This is a genomic window from Pseudoalteromonas sp. NBT06-2, from assembly GCF_002276045.1.
Lineage (GTDB): Bacteria > Pseudomonadota > Gammaproteobacteria > Enterobacterales > Alteromonadaceae > Pseudoalteromonas.
This window is the reverse complement of sequence record NZ_NQMR01000100.1, coordinates 14201-36094: the sequence shown is the minus strand read 5'-3', so window position 1 is coordinate 36094 and position 21894 is coordinate 14201. Positions and strand designations below refer to the sequence as shown.

The following is a 21894-nucleotide window of genomic DNA, read 5'->3' as shown; positions in this document are numbered from 1 at the left end:
CATAAATTTAATCTGATTGGTATCACTGGAGAACCCGGAATTGGAAGTGCCATCACTTACCCTGATATATAAATTAAATTTTATATTACCCTAACACCATCGCTACAAAATATGTAGCGCAAAATACAAAAAAAGACCCAATTAAGCGTCTTTTTGAACAAAGTAAGTGAAATACATTAAAGTAATATAATTACGACTTAACTTTAATGCTAATTAATATTTAAAGTTGCTAAGTGTGTTAATAATTTTTGATTTTCTGCTTCGATATGCTTATAAAATTCTGTATCTGATAATTTAGATGCAGCTGCTTCATCAATTACGATAACCGCATCACGGTGCAATTGAAGTGCTGAAGCTGGACACATTGCCGCAAGTGGACCTTCAACCATATCTTTAATTGCATCGGCCTTTCCTTCTCCTGTTGCAAGTAATACTACCTTCTTAGAATCTAAAATAGTGCCGATCCCCATAGTAATAGATAAATGTGGTTGGTATTCATCTTCAGTAAAAAATCGTGCATTATCGTCTATCGTTGCTTGTGTTAATGTCTTAACACGCGTGCGTGATGTTAAACCAGATGAAGGCTCATTAAAACCGATATGACCATTTCTACCTATCCCCAATAATTGCACATCTATACCACCTGCTTGCTTAATTTTTTCTTCATATTCATTACAAGCAGTCAATGGATTTTTAGCGTCACCTGGTGGTACATGTGTATTATTTAAATCAATATCAATATGGTTGAATAACTGCTTATCCATAAAATGGCGGTAGCTTTGTGGGTGATCGCCTTTTAAACCTAAATACTCATCTAAATTAAAGCTAATTACACCAGCAAAAGAAGTTTCATTCTGCTGATTTTTTTGAATAAGTTCTTGATAAAGTGCAACCGGAGTTGAACCTGTTGCCAAGCCAATTACAGAGTTCGCTTTATTTTTAATTTGCTCAATAAAAATATTAGCGCCATATTCGGCAACTTGAGCGGCATCTTTTAAAATAACGATTTGCATAGTGAATAAACTCTTATAAAAAGAAGAAAAAGAAAATGGGACCTATGGCTAACAACCCGTGCAAGATATTATAGCCATAGATCAAAAAACCTAATCGGGATACGACAAACTTTAGGTTTAAACCATAATTGACAACGCTGTCATTATAGTTTTAAAAACTCATTTGTAAAGTAAAAGTGAATTTTTTACAGTCATTATTGTTATTTCATATTCCTAAAAGGTGTAAAACGTCATGAGGTTATACACTCACAAGAATGTTACGTTTATACATCCAGTGTAAAAAAAGTAATTGGACACTTAATAATGCACATACGCTAAGTAATGGCTGCCAGCTTTCTGAACCCGCTACCACTAAACCACCAAATACACTTTTAGCGGTATACTCCCAGTTAAGTAGGCTTGACGCTAAATAAATCATAATAGAGTTAGCACCTATTATGATAAATGGATAGACTGCCTTTCTAAAGTTCAATACATCGACAAATGCATAAAATATTGCCAATAAAATAGCACTCCATCCTGACGTCACTAATACAAATGAGCTGGTCCATAAATCTTTGTTTACAGGAAATACCAAATTCCAGCTCCAACCTAACGCTAAACAAATAATACCTGACGTAAATAAAATCCCAACAGTTTTCCACTCACCTAAATCAGGTGCTTTAGCGATAAAACGACCAGCAAAAATACCTAAGATAGCATTTACAATTGCAGGTAAATTAGATAAAAGCCCTTCAGGATCAGTTGCGCGATTTTGATAAGTAATACCCGGTAAAAGGTGCTGATCAATCCAAGCATTCCAACTCCCTTGCATTGTTAACACTCCTGCACTGCCACCTGGTACTGGGATAAAAACCAACCAAATCCAGTAGCCTACCAGTATGCTAATAGCCGTAATGATTTGAAATCTTAATGAAGTATGCCAAATTAACATCACAGCAAAAAACCAAGCAACAGCAATACGCCCTAATACACTGGCATATCTGATTTCATCTAAACTTGCCGGGATCCCTGTACCCCATCCATGATTATAAAAAATACCTAAAACACATAATAACACCAGCCTCTTCAACGCTTTTTTATACATAGGTAGACGTTCTGATAATGTTAAATGATCTATTCTTTTCGGAGATAAACCCATTACTACGCCAGAAAGAAAAATAAATAATGGGAATATTAAATCGTAAAATGTAAAGCCATGCCACTGACTATGTAATGTCTGATTATGTGCAACTTGCCAACCAGCCCAACCAGTTAAAACAAATAAGGCTGTAAAGATTTTTTCACCGCCTAAAATCCAAAGCATATCCATGCCTCGTAATGCATCTAATGATGCTAACCGCTTTTTTGAGACTTTAGTATTTTTTGTCTTTGTTGTCATTTTCATACCTTTAAACTACATATACCAAATAAGAATCCCGCTATACAACTGATAAGTCCGTTTTGTCAGAGTTTATGCTACTAAATCCTATTTAATCAGTGATATTATTACCTAATACATAGGTTGCTAACGTGTGTTGATTATCATCTAGTAAAACGAAATCAGCATCAAAGCCTACGCCTATTCTGCCTTTAGATTTTTCTAAACCTAAATATTCTGCTGGATAGGTCGATGCCATACGTAATGCTTCACCTAAGCTGATATCTAGTGTATTAATAGTATTGCGAACTGCAGAAGCCATATCTAATACGCTACCTGCCAATTCACCTGTTGATGAGTTCAGTCTGTCGCCTGTGCGAATTACAGTACGTCCATCAAAGAAGTCAAATTCTGTATCATCTGTACCAACCGGTGGCATTGCATCAGTCACTAACATGATCTTACCTTTTGGCTTAGTACTAATTGCCAGTTTTGCTGATGCAGGATGAACATGATGACCATCAACAATTAATCCACACCAACTTGTTTGATGCCAAAGTGCTGCACCTACAACACCAGGCTCTCTTGAGGTGAAAGCTGACATGGCATTAAATAAATGGGTAAAACCATCAGCCCCGGCATCAAGGGCTGCCATAGCAGTATCAAAATCGGCATTGGTATGACCAAGACATACTTTTACATCATAATCAACTAAGCGTTTAATATCACTTTGTGAAACATTTTCTGGCGCTAAAGTAACAATTTTAAGCCCTAAATCTTGGCGTGCGTAAACCGTAAATTCGTCTTCAGAAATACCACGAATAAATTTTTCGCTGTGAGTGCCTTTTTTTGGTAGTGATAAATGAGGGCCTTCAAAATGAATGCCTAAAACCCCAGGTACTTTATCTTTGATTGCTTGGGCTACCGCATCAGCAGCCTTGTTCATTACTTCAATACTATCTGTTATCAGAGTGGGCATAACAACAGTTGAGCCAAATTGGCCATGGGAATGTGCTATTTTATGCAAACAACTCGCAGTTTGATCTGCATTAAAAAAAGCACCTCCACCACCATTAACTTGTACATCAATAAAACCAGGGACTAATAAACCATGTAGTTTTTGTGCCGATTCAATACTTTGATGACCAAGTTCTGTAATTTTTCCTTGCTCAATTTTTAAAGTGACGTTGTGAAGAAATTCGGTACCTGTAAAAACGCGCTCAACTTGTAAAAACTGTGCCATATTTTTTTACCTTAATTACGAAATATTAATAAAAAGTCAAATACGATTAATTACTTAAGAGTGACTGCTGAGCATAATAAACGGCGCCCATTTCTGGTGGCTGAATCGGTGGTTTAACAAGCATCGAAATATCTTTATCTAACCATTTGTATAAAGGCTCAACTAATCCACCTATCATAGATAAACGAGGTGGGTTTTGTTCTAATAACTTACATGCTAAATCACTAATATAAGAAGCACCATCACGTACAATCACAGATGCAACTAAATCCCCCTTATCTGCACATGAAAAAACAATGCGAGCCAGTTGTGCATATACACTTGAAGGTTTACCCGCCATTTTTTCTGCAATGCTCATCGCATCAATAACTTCAAAATGCTTTAACATTAACTCAGACATCATAGTGTGTGGTCCTAACCCGTCTAAATCAAGTAAACACGCTTTGACAGCTTCTAAACCCATCCAAGAACCACTGCCTTTATCACCTTGAGAAAAGCCATGACCGCCTAAAATAGTACTTTTACCATTTACATAAGAAAAACCACATGAACCAGTACCTGTAATTATAACTGCGCCATCTTCGCCTTTATGGGCACCAATACATGCCGTATGTAAATCGGTTGTCAGAAACATTCTTTTGAATGGATGATGCCATTCATTTATTTTTTGATATAAACCAGGAAGATTAACACCGGCTAAACCAAGACCAGCAACAACTTGTTTGACATCATTAGTATCCAGACCTGCATCTTTCATTGCAAGTTGAGTTGAGACCATAATTGACTCTAAAGTACGTTCAAGACCATGAAGTGGATTTGCAGGTCCTCCTAATCCGGTACCGACTACTCCATCTTTAGTAGAAAACACAGTTGCGCGACATTTAGTACCGCCGCCATCTATACCTATATATAACTGATTTTCTTTTTCACTGATCTCAATCATCAAATGACCCTTAGTTTTTATTTTTCTCTTTATCTACTTGAGCAATAGCACATCTCAAGTATTTAATTCCCTACTCATATTGAATTAATGTTACACAATTAATGACAGCGTTGTCATTAATTTTTTAAAAAAAACAATATAAATCTATAAGTTAATCATATTACAGTTAATTATTAAAATAGGAAATGATAGCCTACACACTGATAATTTAACTTATTACCAAAAGTATAGGGCATTTAAGCTTCTATTATAGGCAAATATAAAACTTTAATTTTTAAGTATTTAATGCAAAATATAAAAACGCAACTAAGCTTATCTATATAAACATTATCTTCAATAAAATAAAAATAGATCTGGAGAGAGAAATGAAATCCATTCGAGTTGCGGATTACATGAACAAGCGACCTGTTACCTTTAATATTGATATGACAGTTGCTGAAGCCTCAGAAAAATTAATTCATTCCCACCAAATTGGTGGCCCTGTATTAGATATTTACAAACATGTTATTGGCTTTATTTCAGAGCAAGAATGCTTATCTCACCTGCTTGAGGATACATATTTAAGTGAACCTCATACAACTGTATCGGATATGATGACAGTTGATGTATTAACTGTTGGCCCTGATGACTCAGTACTGGATTTAGCCGAGAAAATGGCTGGTAATAAGCCCAAAATTTATCCTGTAGTTGATGAAAATAAAAGATTACTCGGGATCATTACTAGAGGGGATATTTTGAATGCGATAGATATTCATCTACGTTCATTTTATGAAAAAGGTCATGATCGAATTGTTTAATTTTATGGTTAACATTGCTCATTTTAAGCTTATATTTACTATTAAAATCACTCAAGTTATTGATTCGAAAATTATATGTAAAATTATTTATTTTTCCTTGGTTTGTTGAAAAATTATACTATTATTTTATCGAGTGTTGTAACTTACTCATATTTAATTGCTTTTTAATAACAAAAATAAAGGTTAAGGTAATTTATGATTTCAACCAGTTTTGTAGTTTATTTTATAGCCATTATATTATTAACTTTTACTATGATTTTGGTGTCGCATTTACTAAACCCAAAAGTCCCTAAAAGAATAAATAACGCCCCCTTTGAATCAGGTATTGTTGGCCAAGGCAGCACTGATATTAGATGGAATATTAATTATTTTTTAGTGGCTATCTCATTTGTTATTTTTGATATAGAAGCAGTCTTTTTATACGTATGGTCAATCGTTGTTATGGAAGCAGGTTGGCACGGTTTTTTTATTACTTCATTTTTTATATCCATATTATTAATCGCTCTACTTTATGAAATAAGACAAGGCGCCTTCCTTTGGGGTGAAAAAATTCCCAGTAAAAATTCAAAAAAACAATTTAGTAAAGAGGCATAACATGCGTTGGCAATTAACTAAACCAGAAGAAGAGATAAATACTCAAGTAACTGGTATAGAAGAGTTGACAGAGAAAAATTTACTTTTAGCAAAGCTTGATGATTTAGTTGCTTGGGGTAGAGGCAACTCTCTTTGGCCTTACAATTTTGGTTTATCTTGCTGTTATGTTGAAATGGCGACCTCTTTTACTAGCCGTCATGATATTGCGCGTTTTGGTTCTGAAGTCATACGGGCCACACCAAGAGAAGCAGATTTAATTGTAATTTCTGGTACTGTATTTTTAAAGATGGCACCCGTGATACAGTATCTTTACGATCAAATGCTAGAGCCTAAATGGGTTATTTGTATGGGGTCATGTGCAAACTCTGGTGGCATGTATGATGTGTATAGTGTTGTGCAAGGTGCTGACAGATTTTTGCCCGTTGATGTTTATGTTCCAGGCTGCCCACCACGTCCTGAAGCTTTAATGTATGGGCTTACATTACTGCAACAAGCCATCAAAGAAGGTTATTCAAAGCAACAAAGACCACTCAATCGTGTGATCACACCACAAGAAATTGAAAATTTTTCTACTCGTAACCTAAGAGATGAAAAAAATGCCGACAGAATGGCCGCAACAACACTTCGAACGACAGATGGAGTGTAATTTATGTCATCAGAAAATAATAATAAAATTGACGATACCTTAAAAAATAAAATCCCTGAATTATTTGCCCAATTCAAAAATGAATACTTTACACCCCAAAGGACTGCTGATGACATAGTGACATTGTGGATCACCGATAAAATGCTCATTGCAATTTTATCGTTTATGAAAAGCATCACTGAACCATTTGATATGCTTTATGATTTATATGCTGTAGATGAAAGGTTACGTCTGGATAAACAAAAACTGCCCGTTTCTCATTTCACGCTTGTATATCAATTATTATCTATAAAGAGAAATCAATTTATTAGATTTAAAGTCGCATTAACTGAAACACAACTTCAAGCTCCTAGCATTACGCACTTATTCAAAAATGCTAATTGGTATGAACGAGAAGCATGGGACTTATTTGGCATTACATTTAGTGATCACCCATTACTAACCCGAATTTTATTACCCCCTACTTTTAAAGGGCATCCATTACGTAAAGAGTTTCCTTGTAGGGCCACTGAAAAAGACCCCTTTTCTTTAGATGAACAAAAACTTCAAAAAGAACAGAACGCATTAAAGTTTATTCCTGAACAATGGGGCATGAAAACTAGCAACAATGATAATGACTACATGTTTTTAAATTTAGGGCCTAATCATCCTAGTGTTCATGGTGTATTTCGCATTGCATTACAGCTTGATGGCGAACGCGTCATAGACGCAGTGCCTGATATCGGCTTTCATCATAGAGGGGCCGAAAAAATAGCAGAACGTCAAACATGGCATGGTTTTATTCCTTATACTGATCGCATCGACTATCTAGGTGGTGTGATGAACAACTTTCCTTATATTTTAGCCATTGAAATGCTAGCAGGAATACAAATTTCAGAGCGTATTAAGTGTATACGTGTCATGTTATCTGAGTGCTTTCGCATACTAAGCCATATGTTATTTTTTGGCACCTTTGCTCAAGATATAGGTCAACTTTCCCCTATTTTTTACATATTTACAGACCGCGAAAAGTTATTTGCCATAATCGAAGCTATTACAGGTGCAAGGATGCACCCTAGCTGGTTTCGTATCGGTGGATTAGCTCAAGATTTACCGAATGGTTGGGATAAAATGATACTTGAATTTACTGAGTATTTTTCAAAGCGATTAGATGAATACGAAGTGATGGTTATGCAAAATAGTATCATTAAAAAGCGTAGTATTGGCATCGGAAAATATACAACACAACAAGCTATTAATTGGGGTGTAACTGGTCCAGGTTTACGTGCTACGGGCTGTGACTATGATTTAAGGAAACAATCACCTTACAGTGGTTATGAAAATTATGAATTTGATGTACCTCTTGACGATCAGGGTGATGCTTATTCTCGCTGTAAACTTCGCGTAGAAGAAATGCGACAAAGTATTCGCATTATTAAGCAATGTACTAACAATATGCCACAAGGGCCTTACAAAGTAGAGCATCCAAGTACAACTCCTCCTATTAATAAGCTCAGTAAAAATGATATTGAAACGCAAATACAGCACTTTTTAAATGCCAGCTGGGGTGCTGTAATGCCAAATGGAGAATCCTCTTTTGCCGTGGAGGCAACAAAAGGTATTAATAGCTATAGCATTATCAGTGATGGTACTAGCTCAAGCTACCGTACTCGTATCAGAACACCTTCTTTTGCACATTTGCAAATGATCCCTGAAATTTCAAAAGGTTTAATGCTCGCTGATTTAATCGTCATTATTGCCAGTATAGATTTTGTAATGGCTGATGTTGATCGATGATGCAAAAAAATTAATAAAGTAAAAATATACAAGGAGATGCTCTATGACATTACAAAACCAGATCCCAACGAATGAAATTGTTGAGTTCAGTGATGTTGAAAAAGCCCAAATTGATAAATTATTACTTGAAAACCCACATATTTCAGGAGTAAGTATTGATGCTTTAAAAATAATACAAAACCACAGGAGCTGGGTAAGTGATGCCTGTATTCTATCCTTATCCCAATATTTAGATTTACCTTTATCTGATTTAGAGTCCGTTGCGACTTTCTATAATTTAATTTTTCGACAACCTGTAGGTAAAGTCGTCTTACATCCATGTGATGGTATTAGTTGCGATCTGATGGGTGGCGAGCACATAAGAAAATGCCTAAGTAATAAACTCGAAATCAATAATGGACAAACGACAAAAGATAATCAATTTACCCTGATCTCCCTCCCTTGTTTAGGTGCATGTGATAAAGCACCTGTCATGATAGCCAATGAAACGCTTTTTGAACTAATACAAGAAAAAAATCTGCCTTTAATAATAAATAACTTAAAAGAGGCAATTTCAAAATGAATTCAAAACAAAAGAATTGTCCAAAAAAACCATTAACCCGATTTATAACTGATGATGACAACTGTTGGCAGTTAAACCAATATAAAAGTTTTGGAGGATACGAAGGTTTACAGCAAGCGCTAACCTTATCAGGTTCTGCTGTTTTAGATGAAATAAAAGAATCAAACTTAAGAGGACGCGGAGGAGCAGGTTTTCCTACAGGCCTAAAATGGAGCTTTGTACCACAAGGTGATGATGCTCCCCATCCAAAATATATGATAGTTAATGCTGATGAAATGGAACCTGGTGCATTTAAAGACCGATTATTATTAGAAAAAACACCGCACCAAATCATAGAAGGATTAATAATTGGAGGTTACACTTTAGATGCTGACATAGGATATATTTTCATTCGAGGTGACTATTATACTGCAATAGAGCGTATAGAACTCGCATTAAAGGAGTGTTACAACAACAACCTTTTAGGTAGAAATATACTTGGAAGTGGCTTTAATTTTGAAATACATATCCATACGAGTGCTGGGCGATATATTTGTGGCGAAGAAACTGCATTAATTAATTCACTTGAAGGCAAACGAGCAAACCCCAGGGCAAAACCGCCTTTTCCACAAGTTGCAGGATTATGGGGAAAACCCACCATAGTCAACAATGTTGAAACCTTCTGTAATTTACCACATATTTTAAATTTTGGTGCCACTTGGTTTAAATCGTTAGGGCGATTTAAAGATGCCGGAACTAAAATTTTTGGTGTGAGTGGCAGAGTTAAAACACCCGGTTTATGGGAGTTACCAATGGGTACTCCTATTGGCGAAATAATCGAGAATTATGCTGGTGGCATGTGTGATGGTTATAAACTAAAAGGTTATTTACCGGGCGGAGGTTCCACTGACTTCTTATTAGAAAAACATTTAGATACACCTATGGATTATGACGAAATAGGCAAACAAAGAAGCCGTATGGGTACCGGGACTATCATTGTCTTAGATGATAAATACTGCCCCGTTGCTATGGTTTTAAATCTAGTTAAGTTTTTTGCTCAAGAGTCTTGTGGTTGGTGTACACCATGCAGAGATGGTTTACCTTGGGCTGCAGTATTACTTGAAAAAATTGAACAAGGTAAAGGGGAATTAGCCGACATTCAACAACTCGAAGATTTATGTAAATTTGCCGCCCCCGGTAATACTTTTTGTGCACTTGCTCCTGGTGCAGTTGAACCACTACAAAGTGCACTTGTTTTTTTTAGAGTAGATTTTGAACAACATATAGAACAGCAATCATGTCCTTATTGTAATTCTGACAATTTGGAGGATGGAGATGACAAATAAAGTAACACTCTATATTGATAATTTATCTTATCAAGTACCTGATAATATTAACTTATTGCAAGCCTGTTTAAGTTTAAATATGGATGTGCCTTATTTTTGTTGGCACCCTGCATTGGGTTCTGTTGGTGCTTGTCGTCAGTGTGCCGTCATGCAATATCAAAATGAAGAGGATACTAGAGGCAGATTAGTCATGTCGTGTATGACACCTGTTACTGAGGGCATGCGCATATCATTTAATAATGAAAAAGCACATACATTTAGGGCGACTAACATAGAAGCTATAATGACCAACCACCCACATGATTGCCCTGTCTGTGAAGAAGGTGGAGACTGCCATCTACAAGATATGACTTTATTAAGCGGTCATATTAAACGTCGATATCCTGGCATAAAGCGCACCCATAACAATCAATACTTAGGACCTTTTTTAAACCATGAAATGAATCGTTGTATTGGCTGCTATCGCTGCGTTAGATTTTATCGTGATTATTGTGGAGGAAAAGATTTAAATGTGTTTTCTTCAAAAAATAATATTTATTTTGGCCGTACCGAATCTGGTAACTTAGAAAATGAATTCAGTGGAAACTTAGCTGAAGTATGTCCAACAGGTGTATTTACTGATAAACCTTTTAGTAAACATTATATACGCAAATGGGATCTACAATCATCCCCTTCAATCTGCACTCATTGCAGTATAGGTTGTAATATTTATGCCACTGAACGCGGTGGCATTATTCGGAAAATAAACAATCGTCTTAATCAAGATATCAATGGCCATTTTTTATGTAACAGAGGTCGCTTTGGTTATCAACATGTCAATCATGAAAATAAAATATCTCAAGTTTGGTCTCGCGATCATCAAAGTAACAAAACACATGCTTTAGATAATATCCATGCACATATTAAATTAAAAAAATGGCTTAATGAGTCTAACGCTAGAATAATAGGTATAGGTTCTCCCCGCTCTTCAATTGAAAATAATGCAGCTTTACATAAGTTGGTAGGTGCACATAACTTTTATGCGGGCATAGCTAAAAATGAACTAACTCAACTTAATTTATTAACTAAAACTTATGAATCGAATCAAATTAACTTATTGTCATTAAAAGAGATAGAGCAAACTGATACCGTGCTTTTAGTGGGAGAAGATGTTACTCAAACAGCACCTAGAATTGCCCTTTCAATCAGGCAAATGACTAAAAATAGAGGTATAAATAAAGCTGAAAAATTTGGCATCAAACCTTGGCAAGATGAAGCCCTTAGAAATATTACTCAAGATACAAAATCGCCTCTGATTATTATCAATACCCATGAGAGTAAACTATCTGATGTTGCAAAACAAAACTTAAACTTATCGCCAAATAAACAACTAATATTACTATTAGAAATTGAAACATACCTTGTTAATAATACATCTCACTGCTCAGAATTAGCGATTTCGATAGCATCTGACTTACTTAATGCAAATAATCCTGCCATTATCACGGGCACCCACAGTTTTAATATTGAGCTTTTATCAGCTTGTTTAAGAATAAGTGCAATATTGAAAAAACAAAAAAACAATTCAGGTTTTTACTGTGCTACTTCAGCTGTAAATACGCTAGGTTTATCATTATTATGTGAGCCCGAACAGGATATTACTCATTTAATTGAAAGCATAGAATCAGAACCCCCCACTTTACTGGTTATTATGGAAACTGATTTATTCCGGTATTTCTCTGATAAAAAACTCACTACTTATTTAGACAAAATAAAACATATTATAGTTATTGATCAGCTGATTACAGATACTGTAAAAATGGCTGATTTAGTATTACCTGCAACCTCTTTTTCAGAGCAAAATGCGACTTTAATCAATAATGAAGGTCGCTCACAGCGCGCTTATGCCGTTATGCCAGCTAATGACATGAGACAAACACCTTATAAATGGCTAGCACAGCATAATTCGCTAGATGACGACCATAAACTTTATCAATATATTCAATCCATAGACTCTCTATTACAGCCACTATCGCAGTTTAAAAGTATTAATAAAGGTGACTTCACTTCTGCAAGACAACCTCTAAGATCATCAGCTCGCACTGCTTTTTTTGCCAATGTTGATGTTAAAGAATATGCACCTATATGTGATGATAAATCCAATTTAACTTATTCAATGGAAGGAGTTTCTGCTTTTAGGCAAAAAACATTAGATAATACGCAATATAAAATAACAACGCCTGTTACGGGTGTCTGGTCACCAAAATGGAATTCAAGTCAAGCCATAAATAAAACAAGTTTAGAAGATAAAAATGAGAGTGATTTGGCAGTAAAAATATTTAATACTGCTAGCGCTGTGCCTTTTGAAATACCAACAGCTCAGCAAAAAACATATAATCAACCTTTAAATACTATCAGTGTTTGCCCACATCACCATATTTATACTAATGATGATTTAGCAACTTTTTCTTCAAGTATTGGAGAACTCGCCCCTAAACCTTTAATTCATATGAATCAAAAACAAGCCAACTATTTATCAATTAAATCAGGTGAAAAACTTACAATAACGTCTAATGAATATCAAATTTCTTTACCATGCGAAATCCATAATACAATTGCCGACGGTGTGATTTTAGTACCTTTTATTGAATACATTCGGTTAGGAACAAATATTCAAGTTCCATCAAATTATACTGATGGAGAATATGATGACTAACTGGCTGACACCTCTCATAATATTAATTGTACTCTTACTGCTAGGCGCTTGGTCCACTTGGCTTGAACGAAGAGTATTGTCTTTATGGCAAGATAGATTAGGACCAAATAGAGTCGGCCCTTTTGGTTTATTTCAAGTCATTGCTGATATGATTAAAATCTTCACCAAAGAAGATTGGGTGCCACCTTTTGCTGATAAAACGTTATTTATCATTTCACCTATGATAGTCATGATCATGACATTATTGGGTTTTGCAATTATTCCTTTTGCTCCCGGTATTCAAATAGCCCAGTTCGATCATGCTTTATTATTCTTATTAGCCATTAGTTCATTATCTGTTTACAGCATTATGCTTGCTGGCTTTTCCTCTAATAGTAAATATGCACTATTAGGCGCAATGCGCACCGCAGCACAAATGATTAGCTATGAAGTATTTATGGGATTAGCCTTAATGGGCGTCGTTATTTTAGCTGATGACTTTAGCTTAAGTGCCATAGTTGAAGCGCAATCTAATGTTTGGTTTATTTGCTATCAACCGCTAGGTTTTGTGTTGTTTTTAATTGCAGGAACAGCAGAAATTCATCGTGCGCCATTTGACTTACCTGAAGCCGAAACCGAAATTGTCGCGGGCTTTCATACTGAATATTCTAGTATGAAATTTGGTATGTTTTTCATTGGTGAATACCTAGGTGTTATTTTAATTTCAAGTTTAATTACCACTTTGTACTTTGGCGGGTGGCAAGGCCCGATTCTGCCTCCTTTATTGTGGTTTATTTTAAAAACCGCATTTTTCATTCTCTTTTTCATCCTATTACGAGCTGCAATACCAAGACCGAGATATGATCAACTTATGATATTTTCTTGGTATATTTTATTACCTTTATCTTTGCTTAATCTGCTCATTACAGGTGCCGTAAAGTTACAATTTTTAGGTTAAGGAGCATTCATTATGATGAGCCAAATTAGAACCTTGCTAAAAGTCCTTAAACATACTTTTACTAAATCTGACACTGTGCAATTTCCAGAGCAAAAACCCTATTTATCACCACGATATAGAGGTCGTATTGTTTTAACACGGGACCCTAATGGTGATGAACGTTGCGTTGCTTGTAATTTATGTTCTGCTGCCTGCCCAGTAGATTGTATTTTAGTTGAAAAAGACGAAACTCAAGGCGGACGTTGGCAAGCGAAAACATTCAGAATCAATTTTTCGAGATGCATTATGTGTGGTTTTTGTGAAGAGGCTTGCCCGACTCATGCGATACAACTTACGCCAGATGTAGAAATGGCAGAATATGATAGGCAAAACTTAGTATACGAAAAAGAACATTTACTCATTAGCGGGTCTGGTAAATATCATGAATACAATTTTTATGAGATATGCGGAAAAGCGATTGAAGGTAAAAATATAGGCCAAGCACAAAACGAAGCAAAACCAATAGATATTAAAAGTTTACTTCCATAAAATAAAAGGCTTTATTGATATGTTAGAAACCATTTTTATAATGACAGCGACAATTACTTTGATCAGCGCCCTTTTAGCTATCACGGCACATAACGTGGTGCATGCATTGTTATATTTAGTGGTTACTATGTTAGCCATTTCTTTAATCTTCTTTATTTTAGGGTCATCTTTTGCGGCTGCATTACAAATTATTGTCTATGCGGGTGCGATTATGGTGTTATTTATTTTTGTCACTATGATGTTGCACCAAGGCGAAAAATCTTTAGCGCAAGAGCGACATTTATTTCATTTCTCGACATCAATTACCGCATTCGTTTTATGTAGCATTTTATTTTGTGAATTAGCTTTCATTTTATTTTTAGCGCCAAGTGAAACATTAAACGATATTTCAATCGCACAGCTAGCCCCAGCTATAACGGTAAAACAAATAGGCCAACAATTGTATGGTCCCTATTCATTGTTAGTTGTGATCAGCGCATTAATGTTATTGAGTGCCTTGATCACCGCAATTCATATAAGTAAAAACGCTGCTAGTATTGAAATTAAAACAGAGGAAAGTAATTTATGATCCCTGTTTCTTGGATTTTATTTCTCAGTTTAAGTTTATTTTCCATTGGCATATTTGGTGTGCTGGCTAGACGAAACCTATTATTTATATTGATTTCTTTAGAGTTGATGTTAAATGCCGTGGTTATTTTATTTATCGCTGGCAGTCGATACCACTCATCTTCGATTGCAAATAGTGATGGTCAAATCATGTATTTATTAGTTTTAACATTAGCGGCATCTGAAATAGCAGTCGGTTTGAGTTTAGTGATTAGTATGTATCGCCAACATCATCATTTAGATATAGATAAACTTAATAAGTTAAGGGATTAATATGACAAATTACTCAAACTTATTATCCCTCATTCCATTGTTACCTATATTGAGTGCAGTTATTTTATTGTTTTCAAACCCATCAAGGTTATGGGTATCAATTTTAGCTGTTGGATCAATTACCAGTGTGGCGTTGATCAGTTCATTTTTAAATTATGTTTATTGGCAACAAACTGACTTTATTTTAAAGGCCAGCTTAGGAAATTGGATCAGCATTGCTGAACTAAGCATCAGTTTTGGCCTATATTTAGACTCATTATCTCTAGTGATGATCACCATAATTTCTGGTGTTGGTGCTTTAATTCATCTGTATTCAACAGGGTTTATGTCTCAAGACAAAAGCTTTAAGCGTTATTTCATTTACTTAAATTTATTTGTATCAGCGATGTTGTTTTTAGTGTTAGCAGATAATCTTTTATTACTTTATTTAGGTTGGGAAGGTGTTGGTTTATGTAGTTACTTATTAATAGGTTTTTGGTATCAAGATAAAAATAATAATCTCGCCGCCAATAAAGCATTTTTGATGACTCGTATTGGCGATACAGCCATGGCAATTGGCCTATTTTTATTATTTACGCACTTGGGCACTTTAGATATACAAGAAATTCAGGTGAAAGCTCATACTGTTTGGTCACTGTCTGATAATACCATTGCCAGTATCTGTTGTTTGTTATTATTAGGCGGTGCGGTGGGAAAATCAGCCCAATTCCCATTACAAAATTGGTTACCTGATGCCATGGCAGGTCCAACTCCTGTGAGTGCATTGATACATGCCGCCACTATGGTTACTGCGGGTATTTATTTAATCGCACGTAATAGCCAACTATTTCAACTTGCACCTGATGTGCTTTATGTTATTGCACTTATAGGTACTTTTACATTATTACTGGGGGCCAGTGCCGCTATGGTGCAATCTGATTTAAAGCGTATATTAGCCTATTCAACCATTAGTCAATTAGGTTATATGTTTTTAGCATTAGGTGTTGGCGCGAGTGCGAGTGCTGTATTTCATTTAATGACACATGCATTTTTCAAAGCTTTATTATTTTTATCCGCTGGCGCACTCATATATAGCCTACATCACGAACATAACATTTTTAAAATGGGGGGATTATTTAAAAAGTTGCCTGTTGTTACGGTTTCATTTGCAATAGGCTGCTCAGCCCTTGCCTCGTTACCTTTTACCTCTGGTTTTTTCAGTAAAGAACTCATATTAGAACAAGTAGTTGCATCAGGTCATATCACTCTGTGGTGGGCAGCAGTATTAGGTGCATTTATAACGGCTTTTTATAGTGCCAGATTATTCTTTATTGTGTTTTTAGGTCAAGCACAATTATCTCCTGATACAACCCCAACTAAATCCATGTCTTTAGCATTGATAATTTTATGTCTATTTTCATTATTAGGCGGCGTACAACCATCTGGTTTAATCAGTTTAATGCCACCATTACACGCTGACAACCTGACTAATTTACAACATTGGTTGCCTATCATTTTACCCTTTATTGCTATCTCATTTGCATGGTGGATATTTAAAAAAAGTCAATTTGGCAGAACACATACTTCTCTATTGCAGGGTATTCATCAATTACTGAAAAGTGGTTGGGCATTTGATCATATTTATCAAACTATTTTTATTCAACCATTTAAATATTTATGTCAATTAAATCAGTATGATGTGATTGATTTGTTTTATCGCTTTATCGAAAAAGTCAGCTGTATTTTAAATAATACATTTAGTCAGTTTCAAAATGGACAATTGCGAAGTTATAACGCCAGTTTAGTCATTTTTTGCATTTTAGCTTTTGCTTGGTTTATTAGTGGGGAGTTAATAAAATGAGCTTATTTATACTTTTACTGATCCCATTATTAGGTGGTGTACTTGCTTGGTTTAGCCAAAGGTTCGATGCAAATTTACCTAAACGAATCACTTTTATATCTCTCCTTATGTGCTGGTTACCATTAATTCCTTTATTTCATACTATGCTGTTTGATGGCGCGTCATTAAAAAAATCACAATGGTTAATAAATGAATCTTTTAATTGGATTTCAATCTTTAATATCAAAGCGCATTTAGCACTTGATGGACTGAGCTTTTTATTAATTGTACTCACCCTATTAATGGCTTTAGTTGCGCTTTCTGCTGCTTGGCATGAAATTAAACAACGTACCGGATTTTTTTATTTCAACTTACTTTGGACCATCGCCGGTGTTTTAGGGGTGTTTTTAGCGATTGACCTATTTTTATTTTTTGTTTTTTGGGAAGTCATGTTAGTGCCTATGTATTTTTTGATCTCAATTTGGGGTCACGAAAACAAGCACTATGCAGCAATTAAATTTTTTATATTTACCCAAGCTGGTGGCTTACTCATGTTATTAAGCCTATGTGGGTTGGTAGGTATACACTATCAACAAACAGGTGTATTAACTTTCGATTATATTCTTTTAATGCAAAACCCAATTACTGGTGATTTCCCATTTTGGATAGCCCTTGGCTTTACCATTTCATTCTTAGTTAAATTACCCGCTTTGCCATTTCACTCTTGGTTACCTGATGCCCATACCCAAGCGCCTACTGCTGCCAGTGTGATACTTGCTGCAGTATTATTAAAAACCGGTGGTTATGGCATTATTCGTTTTGTTTTGCCTTTATTTCCCGAAGCATCAATACAACTAGCCCCTTTTATGATGCTAATTGGTGTCATTGGTATCATTTATGGTGCTATGATGGCTTTCGTACAAACTGATTTAAAACGATTAGTGGCCTATTCAAGCGTGAGTCATATGGGTTTTGTATTATTAGGCTGTTTTGCTTTTAATATTTATGCATTACAAGGTGCTGTAATGCAAATGTTAGCCCATGGCATAAGTACATCGGCGTTATTTTTCTTAGTGGGCATGATACAGCATAGGTATCATACAAGAGATCTGAATAAATTAGGTGGCTTATGGATAAACCTACCTAAACTCAGTGCTTTTGGTTTATTTTTTGGCATTGCGTCTTTAGGTATGCCAGGTTTAGGCAATTTTATTGCAGAGTTTTTGATTTTGGTTGGCAGCTTTGAGCAATATCCAATCATTACAGTATTTGCAACATCGGGTTTAATTTTAGCAGCTGTATATTCACTATTACTTATTTATAAAACATTTTTTGGTAAAGTAAATAGCCCGCAAAATATTAAAATACCTGATACCAATACAAAAGAGTGGTTCACACTTATAACCATGTGTTTTATTTTAATCTACTTAGGTTTACACCCGCAGCCTATTTTTGATTTAGTACCGATCAAACTGATGAATATCGCTTTTGTATCTTTTAGTATGGGAGTTTCATTATGAATGTACATTTTTATCCATCATTCATTGTGATGTTTGGTGCATTATTTATATTGATACAACTTTGCTTTGTAAGAAGTCAGTTCTTAGCCTATTTCATTTCAGGGATTAGCTTATTACTTGCACTATTAATGCAATTGTTTTTACAAAATCAAACTAGTAGCACTGAAACACTATTCACCTTTAACGCACAAACCAGTTTTATATCGCTTTTGTTATTGATGATAGTCGGCTTAATTTGGGCACAACTTTATAATTGGTTAAAAACGCTAAATGAGCATAAAGAAGAATACTATTTACTGTTTTTATTAAGTACTTTAGGTGGGTTAATAATGGTTGCTAGCAACCATTTCTCTAGTTTTTTTATGGGCTTAGAACTAATGAGTTTGTCTTTTGTTGGATTAATAGCATACTGCGGTCATGATAAAAAAGCACAAGAAGCGGGGATTAAATATTTAATTTTATCAGCCATTGCATCTGCGTTTATTTTAATGGGTGCTGCAATTTTATATCTACAATTTGGTTCTTTATCTTTTACAGCATTACTTCACATAACTTCAACACAGCTTTTACCTGCATGGGCTATTTTATGTGCGATCATCTTTATTTTTACAGGCCTATTTTTTAAACTGTCTTTAGTGCCTTGTCATTTATGGGTCGCGGACCTATTTGAAGGTGCGCCTCTTGTAACATCAGCCATGTTAGCGACTTTATCTAAACTATCGGTATTTATTGTATTGTGGCGATTAGTTACTTTAGGTAATTGGCAACAATATCAACTTATTATTGATGTTTTATCTATTGTGGCGGTAAGTTCTATGTTTATTGGTAACTGTTTAGGACTATTGCAAAAAAATTTATTACGCTTAATCGCTTACTCCTCCATTGCTCACTTTGGTTATTTATTAATTGTTTTATTATTAATAAATAACCACAGTATGACCTTTTCTATTCAAAACTTTAATGAACAAATTATGTTGTTTTATTTGGTTGCTTATTTATTTACGCTTGTGGGGGTTTTTTCAATTTTTATTCAAATACCTAAAATAAAAACATTGGATGAGTTATCCGGTTTATTTTGGCAAAAACCATTTATTGCCATCACGCTGATGTTATTAATGCTTTCTCTTGCAGGCATACCACTGACGTTAGGTTTTATGGCCAAGTTCTATTTGGTTATGGCTGCCGTTAGCCAGCAATTATGGCTTGTATTAGCTGCGTTAGTGATAAGCAGTATTATAGGAATGTTTTATTATTTAAGAGTCATTATGGCTTTAATAAAAACGCCCACCGATAAAGCTAAATTTAATCATATAAATGTTGATGGAAATGCCCTATCACTTAACATTTTGATAATATTTTTAGTGATAGGATTTGGTATATTTCCTTCATCTTTAAGCCAGTTTATTCAACAGATCACGGGGTAATTTTGAATTCAACAACTAAATACATGTCATTTAAGGTCACTTTTACGGCATAGTCACAAATAATAATTGATAATCAAATCAAACAGCCTTTCTACGCTTTTCTAACCATTGATTCAATACGAGTGACATAACAATAAGCAAACCACCAAACATTAATCTCATCACGTCGGCATCACGATTCCAAATCATTAAATTAACGATTATACCCATGGGGATCAGCAGGTTATTCATAATCGCTAACGCACCGACATTTACAAGAGTAGCACCTTTATTCCAAGCGAAATAACCTAAACCCGATGCAACTGTGCCTAAATAAACCAGTACGCCCCATTGAAGGTTTGTTGTTGGCAGTTTAGTAATATCACCAAAGATTACATAACAGATAGTCGCGACACAAAAAGCTCCAATAAAAAACCAGCCAAATGTCGCTTTTTGATCAAGTCCTTGCTTTTTACTCTGTACTGCCATCAAGCGCTTATAACATACTTGCCCTGTAGCGAAACAAAAATTAGCACCTTGCACTAATACAAACCCTAAGATGAAATTGGTATTAATACCATTATAACGAATAGCAACGGCACCTAATGTTGCAAGTAACGCTGTTAGCATAAAATTAAGATGAAATTTTCGCTCAAACGCATCATTTAATAATGTAATATAAATAGGCGTCATCACTGTAAATAATAAAACTTCAGGCACAGATAAATACAAAAAGGATTGATAATAAAATACATACATCAAACCGAGTTGTACCGCCCCTATGCCCATGAGTTTTAAAGCGATTGATTTAGGGATTTCTTTTAGTTTTAAGAAAGGCAAAAATACCAACATTGCTAAACCAATACGTATTAATACCGAGAACCAAGCATCAACCTGCCCCGCTAAATACACACCAATTAAACTAAATGAAAAAGCCCACAACACAGTGACCGAAATAAGATATGGCATTACAAAAAACTACTTGAATTATTTTTGTTTATTGTAAACAAAAGCTACCAAGAGAGTAACCATTAATGCAAAGATGCGCCTAGATCATGAATTGCTCAGCAGTCCTGAATCTCACATCTTGAAGTGGCTTGGGTATAGCAAGCTTTTGATTTATTGATAGGTTTTGGGGGCTGATTTTTTTGTTTCGCAGTTTTTATCCCCAGTTATAATACAGAAAAAAGAATGAACAAAAACTGGAGATCAAGACTAAATTCTATTTATACCGCTATATTAAACACTCATTTATTGCTTTAACGACAGCTTGAGTTCGATCGGTTACATTTAATTTGGCTAATATTTGAGACACATGATTTCTAATTGTGCCTTCTGAATTATTTAACGTATTGGCAATTGATTTGTTAGATAACCCTAACGATAAGCACTTTAATACTTCATATTCTTTTACTGTAAGCTTTTCGGTTTTAACTTGTGTTTGTGATAATAAATATTGCGTTAATGCGCTTTGTAATACTTGATGTCCTTGATATACTTTTTTAATAGCGTCAATTAAGTATTCTAATTCTGCATTTTTTAATATGTACCCTCGTGCACCTAAATTGATTGCTTTAACCAATACATCACAATCTTCAAATGTGGTGATGATCAAAACAGGTGTTGTATCTTTTTTTTGCTGCATCATTTGCAATACTTCAAGACCTGTTTTTTCAGGCATACGCATATCAAGTAAAACCAAATCAAATTTATGCTGCTCAAGTAAATCTAGACACACTGCGCCATTTTCTGCACTGTGTGTCACCACAATTTCTTCATCTAATTCTAATAAATTTTTTAAACCTAAACGAACCAGTGTTTGATCTTCTGCTAGTAAACATTTTATCATCATAA

The 21894-nt window shown here is 35.0% G+C and carries 20 protein-coding genes; 14 read left to right on the top strand and 6 right to left on the bottom strand.

What is annotated here, in order from left to right; all coding sequences use genetic code 11:
• Positions 1-209: 209 nt before the first annotated feature.
• From nagB to nagK, 4 genes are all read right to left on the bottom strand, one after another.
• Positions 210-1013, bottom strand: coding sequence for a glucosamine-6-phosphate deaminase (gene nagB, locus CJF42_RS17715; protein WP_095367952.1), 804 nt, complete (start codon positions 1011-1013; stop codon positions 210-212).
• 238 nt (positions 1014-1251) lie between these two features.
• Positions 1252-2394, bottom strand: coding sequence for a transmembrane glucosamine N-acetyltransferase NagX (gene nagX / locus CJF42_RS17710; RefSeq protein WP_095367951.1), 1143 nt, complete (start codon positions 2392-2394; stop codon positions 1252-1254).
• A gap of 91 nt (positions 2395-2485) precedes the next feature.
• Complete coding sequence (gene nagA / locus CJF42_RS17705) at positions 2486-3616, bottom strand: N-acetylglucosamine-6-phosphate deacetylase (RefSeq protein WP_095367950.1); 1131 nt, start codon at positions 3614-3616, stop codon at positions 2486-2488.
• A 46-nt stretch (positions 3617-3662) separates the two neighbouring features.
• Complete coding sequence (gene nagK / locus CJF42_RS17700; protein WP_095367949.1) at positions 3663-4559, bottom strand: N-acetylglucosamine kinase; 897 nt, start codon at positions 4557-4559, stop codon at positions 3663-3665.
• Between the two features lie 365 nt (positions 4560-4924).
• On the opposite strand from nagK, the gene CJF42_RS17695 reads away from it, so the two are divergent.
• The 14 genes from CJF42_RS17695 (at position 4925) to CJF42_RS17630 (ending at position 20061) form a co-directional block, all read left to right on the top strand.
• Positions 4925-5356, top strand: coding sequence for a CBS domain-containing protein (locus CJF42_RS17695; RefSeq protein ID WP_095367948.1), 432 nt, complete (start codon positions 4925-4927; stop codon positions 5354-5356).
• Positions 5357-5551: 195 nt separating this feature from the next.
• Positions 5552-5950, top strand: a complete 399-nt coding sequence (locus tag CJF42_RS17690) for an NADH-quinone oxidoreductase subunit A (protein WP_095367947.1) — start codon at positions 5552-5554, stop codon at positions 5948-5950.
• Position 5951: 1 nt separating this feature from the next.
• Positions 5952-6596, top strand: coding sequence for a NuoB/complex I 20 kDa subunit family protein (locus CJF42_RS17685; RefSeq protein WP_095367946.1), 645 nt, complete (start codon positions 5952-5954; stop codon positions 6594-6596).
• Between the two features lie 3 nt (positions 6597-6599).
• Positions 6600-8372 carry an NADH-quinone oxidoreductase subunit C/D gene (gene nuoC / locus CJF42_RS17680; RefSeq protein ID WP_095367945.1) on the top strand — a complete coding sequence of 591 codons (1773 nt, stop codon included), beginning with the start codon at positions 6600-6602 and terminating at the stop codon, positions 8370-8372.
• Positions 8373-8415: 43 nt separating this feature from the next.
• On the top strand, positions 8416-8934 hold the full coding sequence (nuoE, locus tag CJF42_RS17675) for an NADH-quinone oxidoreductase subunit NuoE (RefSeq protein ID WP_095367944.1): 519 nt from the start codon (positions 8416-8418) through the stop codon (positions 8932-8934).
• On the top strand, positions 8931-10259 hold the full coding sequence (gene nuoF, locus CJF42_RS17670; RefSeq protein ID WP_095367943.1) for an NADH-quinone oxidoreductase subunit NuoF: 1329 nt from the start codon (positions 8931-8933) through the stop codon (positions 10257-10259). Before nuoE ends, nuoF begins: the two co-directional genes overlap by 4 nt.
• On the top strand, positions 10249-12954 hold the full coding sequence (gene nuoG, locus CJF42_RS17665; protein WP_170940647.1) for an NADH-quinone oxidoreductase subunit NuoG: 2706 nt from the start codon (positions 10249-10251) through the stop codon (positions 12952-12954). The genes nuoF and nuoG overlap by 11 nt, the downstream gene beginning before the upstream one ends.
• A complete protein-coding gene (nuoH, locus tag CJF42_RS17660; protein ID WP_502694798.1) occupies positions 12947-13891 on the top strand; it encodes an NADH-quinone oxidoreductase subunit NuoH in 945 nt (314 codons plus the stop codon). The genes nuoG and nuoH overlap by 8 nt, the downstream gene beginning before the upstream one ends.
• A 12-nt stretch (positions 13892-13903) precedes the next feature.
• Complete coding sequence (nuoI, locus tag CJF42_RS17655; RefSeq protein ID WP_095367940.1) at positions 13904-14419, top strand: NADH-quinone oxidoreductase subunit NuoI; 516 nt, start codon at positions 13904-13906, stop codon at positions 14417-14419.
• 19 nt (positions 14420-14438) lie between these two features.
• On the top strand, positions 14439-14987 hold the full coding sequence (locus tag CJF42_RS17650) for an NADH-quinone oxidoreductase subunit J family protein (RefSeq protein ID WP_095367939.1): 549 nt from the start codon (positions 14439-14441) through the stop codon (positions 14985-14987).
• Positions 14984-15298 carry an NADH-quinone oxidoreductase subunit NuoK gene (gene nuoK / locus CJF42_RS17645; RefSeq protein ID WP_095367938.1) on the top strand — a complete coding sequence of 105 codons (315 nt, stop codon included), beginning with the start codon at positions 14984-14986 and terminating at the stop codon, positions 15296-15298. Before CJF42_RS17650 ends, nuoK begins: the two co-directional genes overlap by 4 nt.
• A 1-nt stretch (position 15299) precedes the next feature.
• Positions 15300-17138 (top strand): NADH-quinone oxidoreductase subunit L, encoded by a 1839-nt coding sequence (gene nuoL, locus CJF42_RS17640; RefSeq protein WP_095367937.1) that lies wholly within the window; start codon positions 15300-15302, stop codon positions 17136-17138.
• Positions 17135-18637, top strand: coding sequence for a complex I subunit 4 family protein (locus CJF42_RS17635; RefSeq protein ID WP_095367936.1), 1503 nt, complete (start codon positions 17135-17137; stop codon positions 18635-18637). Before nuoL ends, CJF42_RS17635 begins: the two co-directional genes overlap by 4 nt.
• Entirely contained in the window at positions 18634-20061 is a 1428-nt protein-coding gene (locus CJF42_RS17630) for an NADH-quinone oxidoreductase subunit N (RefSeq protein WP_095367935.1), read from the top strand. The genes CJF42_RS17635 and CJF42_RS17630 overlap by 4 nt, the downstream gene beginning before the upstream one ends.
• A gap of 78 nt (positions 20062-20139) precedes the next feature.
• Here the strand turns inward: CJF42_RS17630 and CJF42_RS17625 are convergent, their stop codons facing one another.
• Together CJF42_RS17625 and CJF42_RS17620 are read right to left on the bottom strand one after the other, a co-directional pair.
• Positions 20140-21009 carry a DMT family transporter gene (locus tag CJF42_RS17625; RefSeq protein WP_095367934.1) on the bottom strand — a complete coding sequence of 290 codons (870 nt, stop codon included), beginning with the start codon at positions 21007-21009 and terminating at the stop codon, positions 20140-20142.
• A 265-nt stretch (positions 21010-21274) separates the two neighbouring features.
• On the bottom strand, positions 21275-21892 hold the full coding sequence (locus tag CJF42_RS17620) for a response regulator (protein ID WP_252097648.1): 618 nt from the start codon (positions 21890-21892) through the stop codon (positions 21275-21277).
• Between the last annotated feature and the right edge of the window lie 2 nt (positions 21893-21894).

What these genes read in the sequence shown, in the direction of transcription:
- nagA (WP_095367950.1), bottom strand. Translation starts at nt 3,616, where the DNA reads ATGGCACAGTTTTTACAAGTTGAGCGCGTTTTTACAGGTACCGAATTT.
- nuoC (WP_095367945.1), top strand. Translation starts at nt 6,600, where the DNA reads ATGTCATCAGAAAATAATAATAAAATTGACGATACCTTAAAAAATAAA.
- CJF42_RS17635 (WP_095367936.1), top strand. Translation starts at nt 17,135, where the DNA reads ATGAGCTTATTTATACTTTTACTGATCCCATTATTAGGTGGTGTACTT.
- nuoL (WP_095367937.1), top strand. Translation starts at nt 15,300, where the DNA reads ATGACAAATTACTCAAACTTATTATCCCTCATTCCATTGTTACCTATA.
- CJF42_RS17690 (WP_095367947.1), top strand. Translation starts at nt 5,552, where the DNA reads ATGATTTCAACCAGTTTTGTAGTTTATTTTATAGCCATTATATTATTA.
- CJF42_RS17695 (WP_095367948.1), top strand. Translation starts at nt 4,925, where the DNA reads ATGAAATCCATTCGAGTTGCGGATTACATGAACAAGCGACCTGTTACC.
- CJF42_RS17620 (WP_252097648.1), bottom strand. Translation starts at nt 21,892, where the DNA reads ATGATGATAAAATGTTTACTAGCAGAAGATCAAACACTGGTTCGTTTA.
- nuoF (WP_095367943.1), top strand. Translation starts at nt 8,931, where the DNA reads ATGAATTCAAAACAAAAGAATTGTCCAAAAAAACCATTAACCCGATTT.
- nagK (WP_095367949.1), bottom strand. Translation starts at nt 4,559, where the DNA reads ATGATTGAGATCAGTGAAAAAGAAAATCAGTTATATATAGGTATAGAT.
- nagX (WP_095367951.1), bottom strand. Translation starts at nt 2,394, where the DNA reads ATGACAACAAAGACAAAAAATACTAAAGTCTCAAAAAAGCGGTTAGCA.
- nuoG (WP_170940647.1), top strand. Translation starts at nt 10,249, where the DNA reads ATGACAAATAAAGTAACACTCTATATTGATAATTTATCTTATCAAGTA.
- nuoH (WP_502694798.1), top strand. Translation starts at nt 12,947, where the DNA reads ATGACTAACTGGCTGACACCTCTCATAATATTAATTGTACTCTTACTG.
- CJF42_RS17650 (WP_095367939.1), top strand. Translation starts at nt 14,439, where the DNA reads ATGTTAGAAACCATTTTTATAATGACAGCGACAATTACTTTGATCAGC.
- CJF42_RS17630 (WP_095367935.1), top strand. Translation starts at nt 18,634, where the DNA reads ATGAATGTACATTTTTATCCATCATTCATTGTGATGTTTGGTGCATTA.
- nuoK (WP_095367938.1), top strand. Translation starts at nt 14,984, where the DNA reads ATGATCCCTGTTTCTTGGATTTTATTTCTCAGTTTAAGTTTATTTTCC.
- nagB (WP_095367952.1), bottom strand. Translation starts at nt 1,013, where the DNA reads ATGCAAATCGTTATTTTAAAAGATGCCGCTCAAGTTGCCGAATATGGC.
- CJF42_RS17625 (WP_095367934.1), bottom strand. Translation starts at nt 21,009, where the DNA reads ATGCCATATCTTATTTCGGTCACTGTGTTGTGGGCTTTTTCATTTAGT.
- CJF42_RS17685 (WP_095367946.1), top strand. Translation starts at nt 5,952, where the DNA reads ATGCGTTGGCAATTAACTAAACCAGAAGAAGAGATAAATACTCAAGTA.
- nuoE (WP_095367944.1), top strand. Translation starts at nt 8,416, where the DNA reads ATGACATTACAAAACCAGATCCCAACGAATGAAATTGTTGAGTTCAGT.
- nuoI (WP_095367940.1), top strand. Translation starts at nt 13,904, where the DNA reads ATGATGAGCCAAATTAGAACCTTGCTAAAAGTCCTTAAACATACTTTT.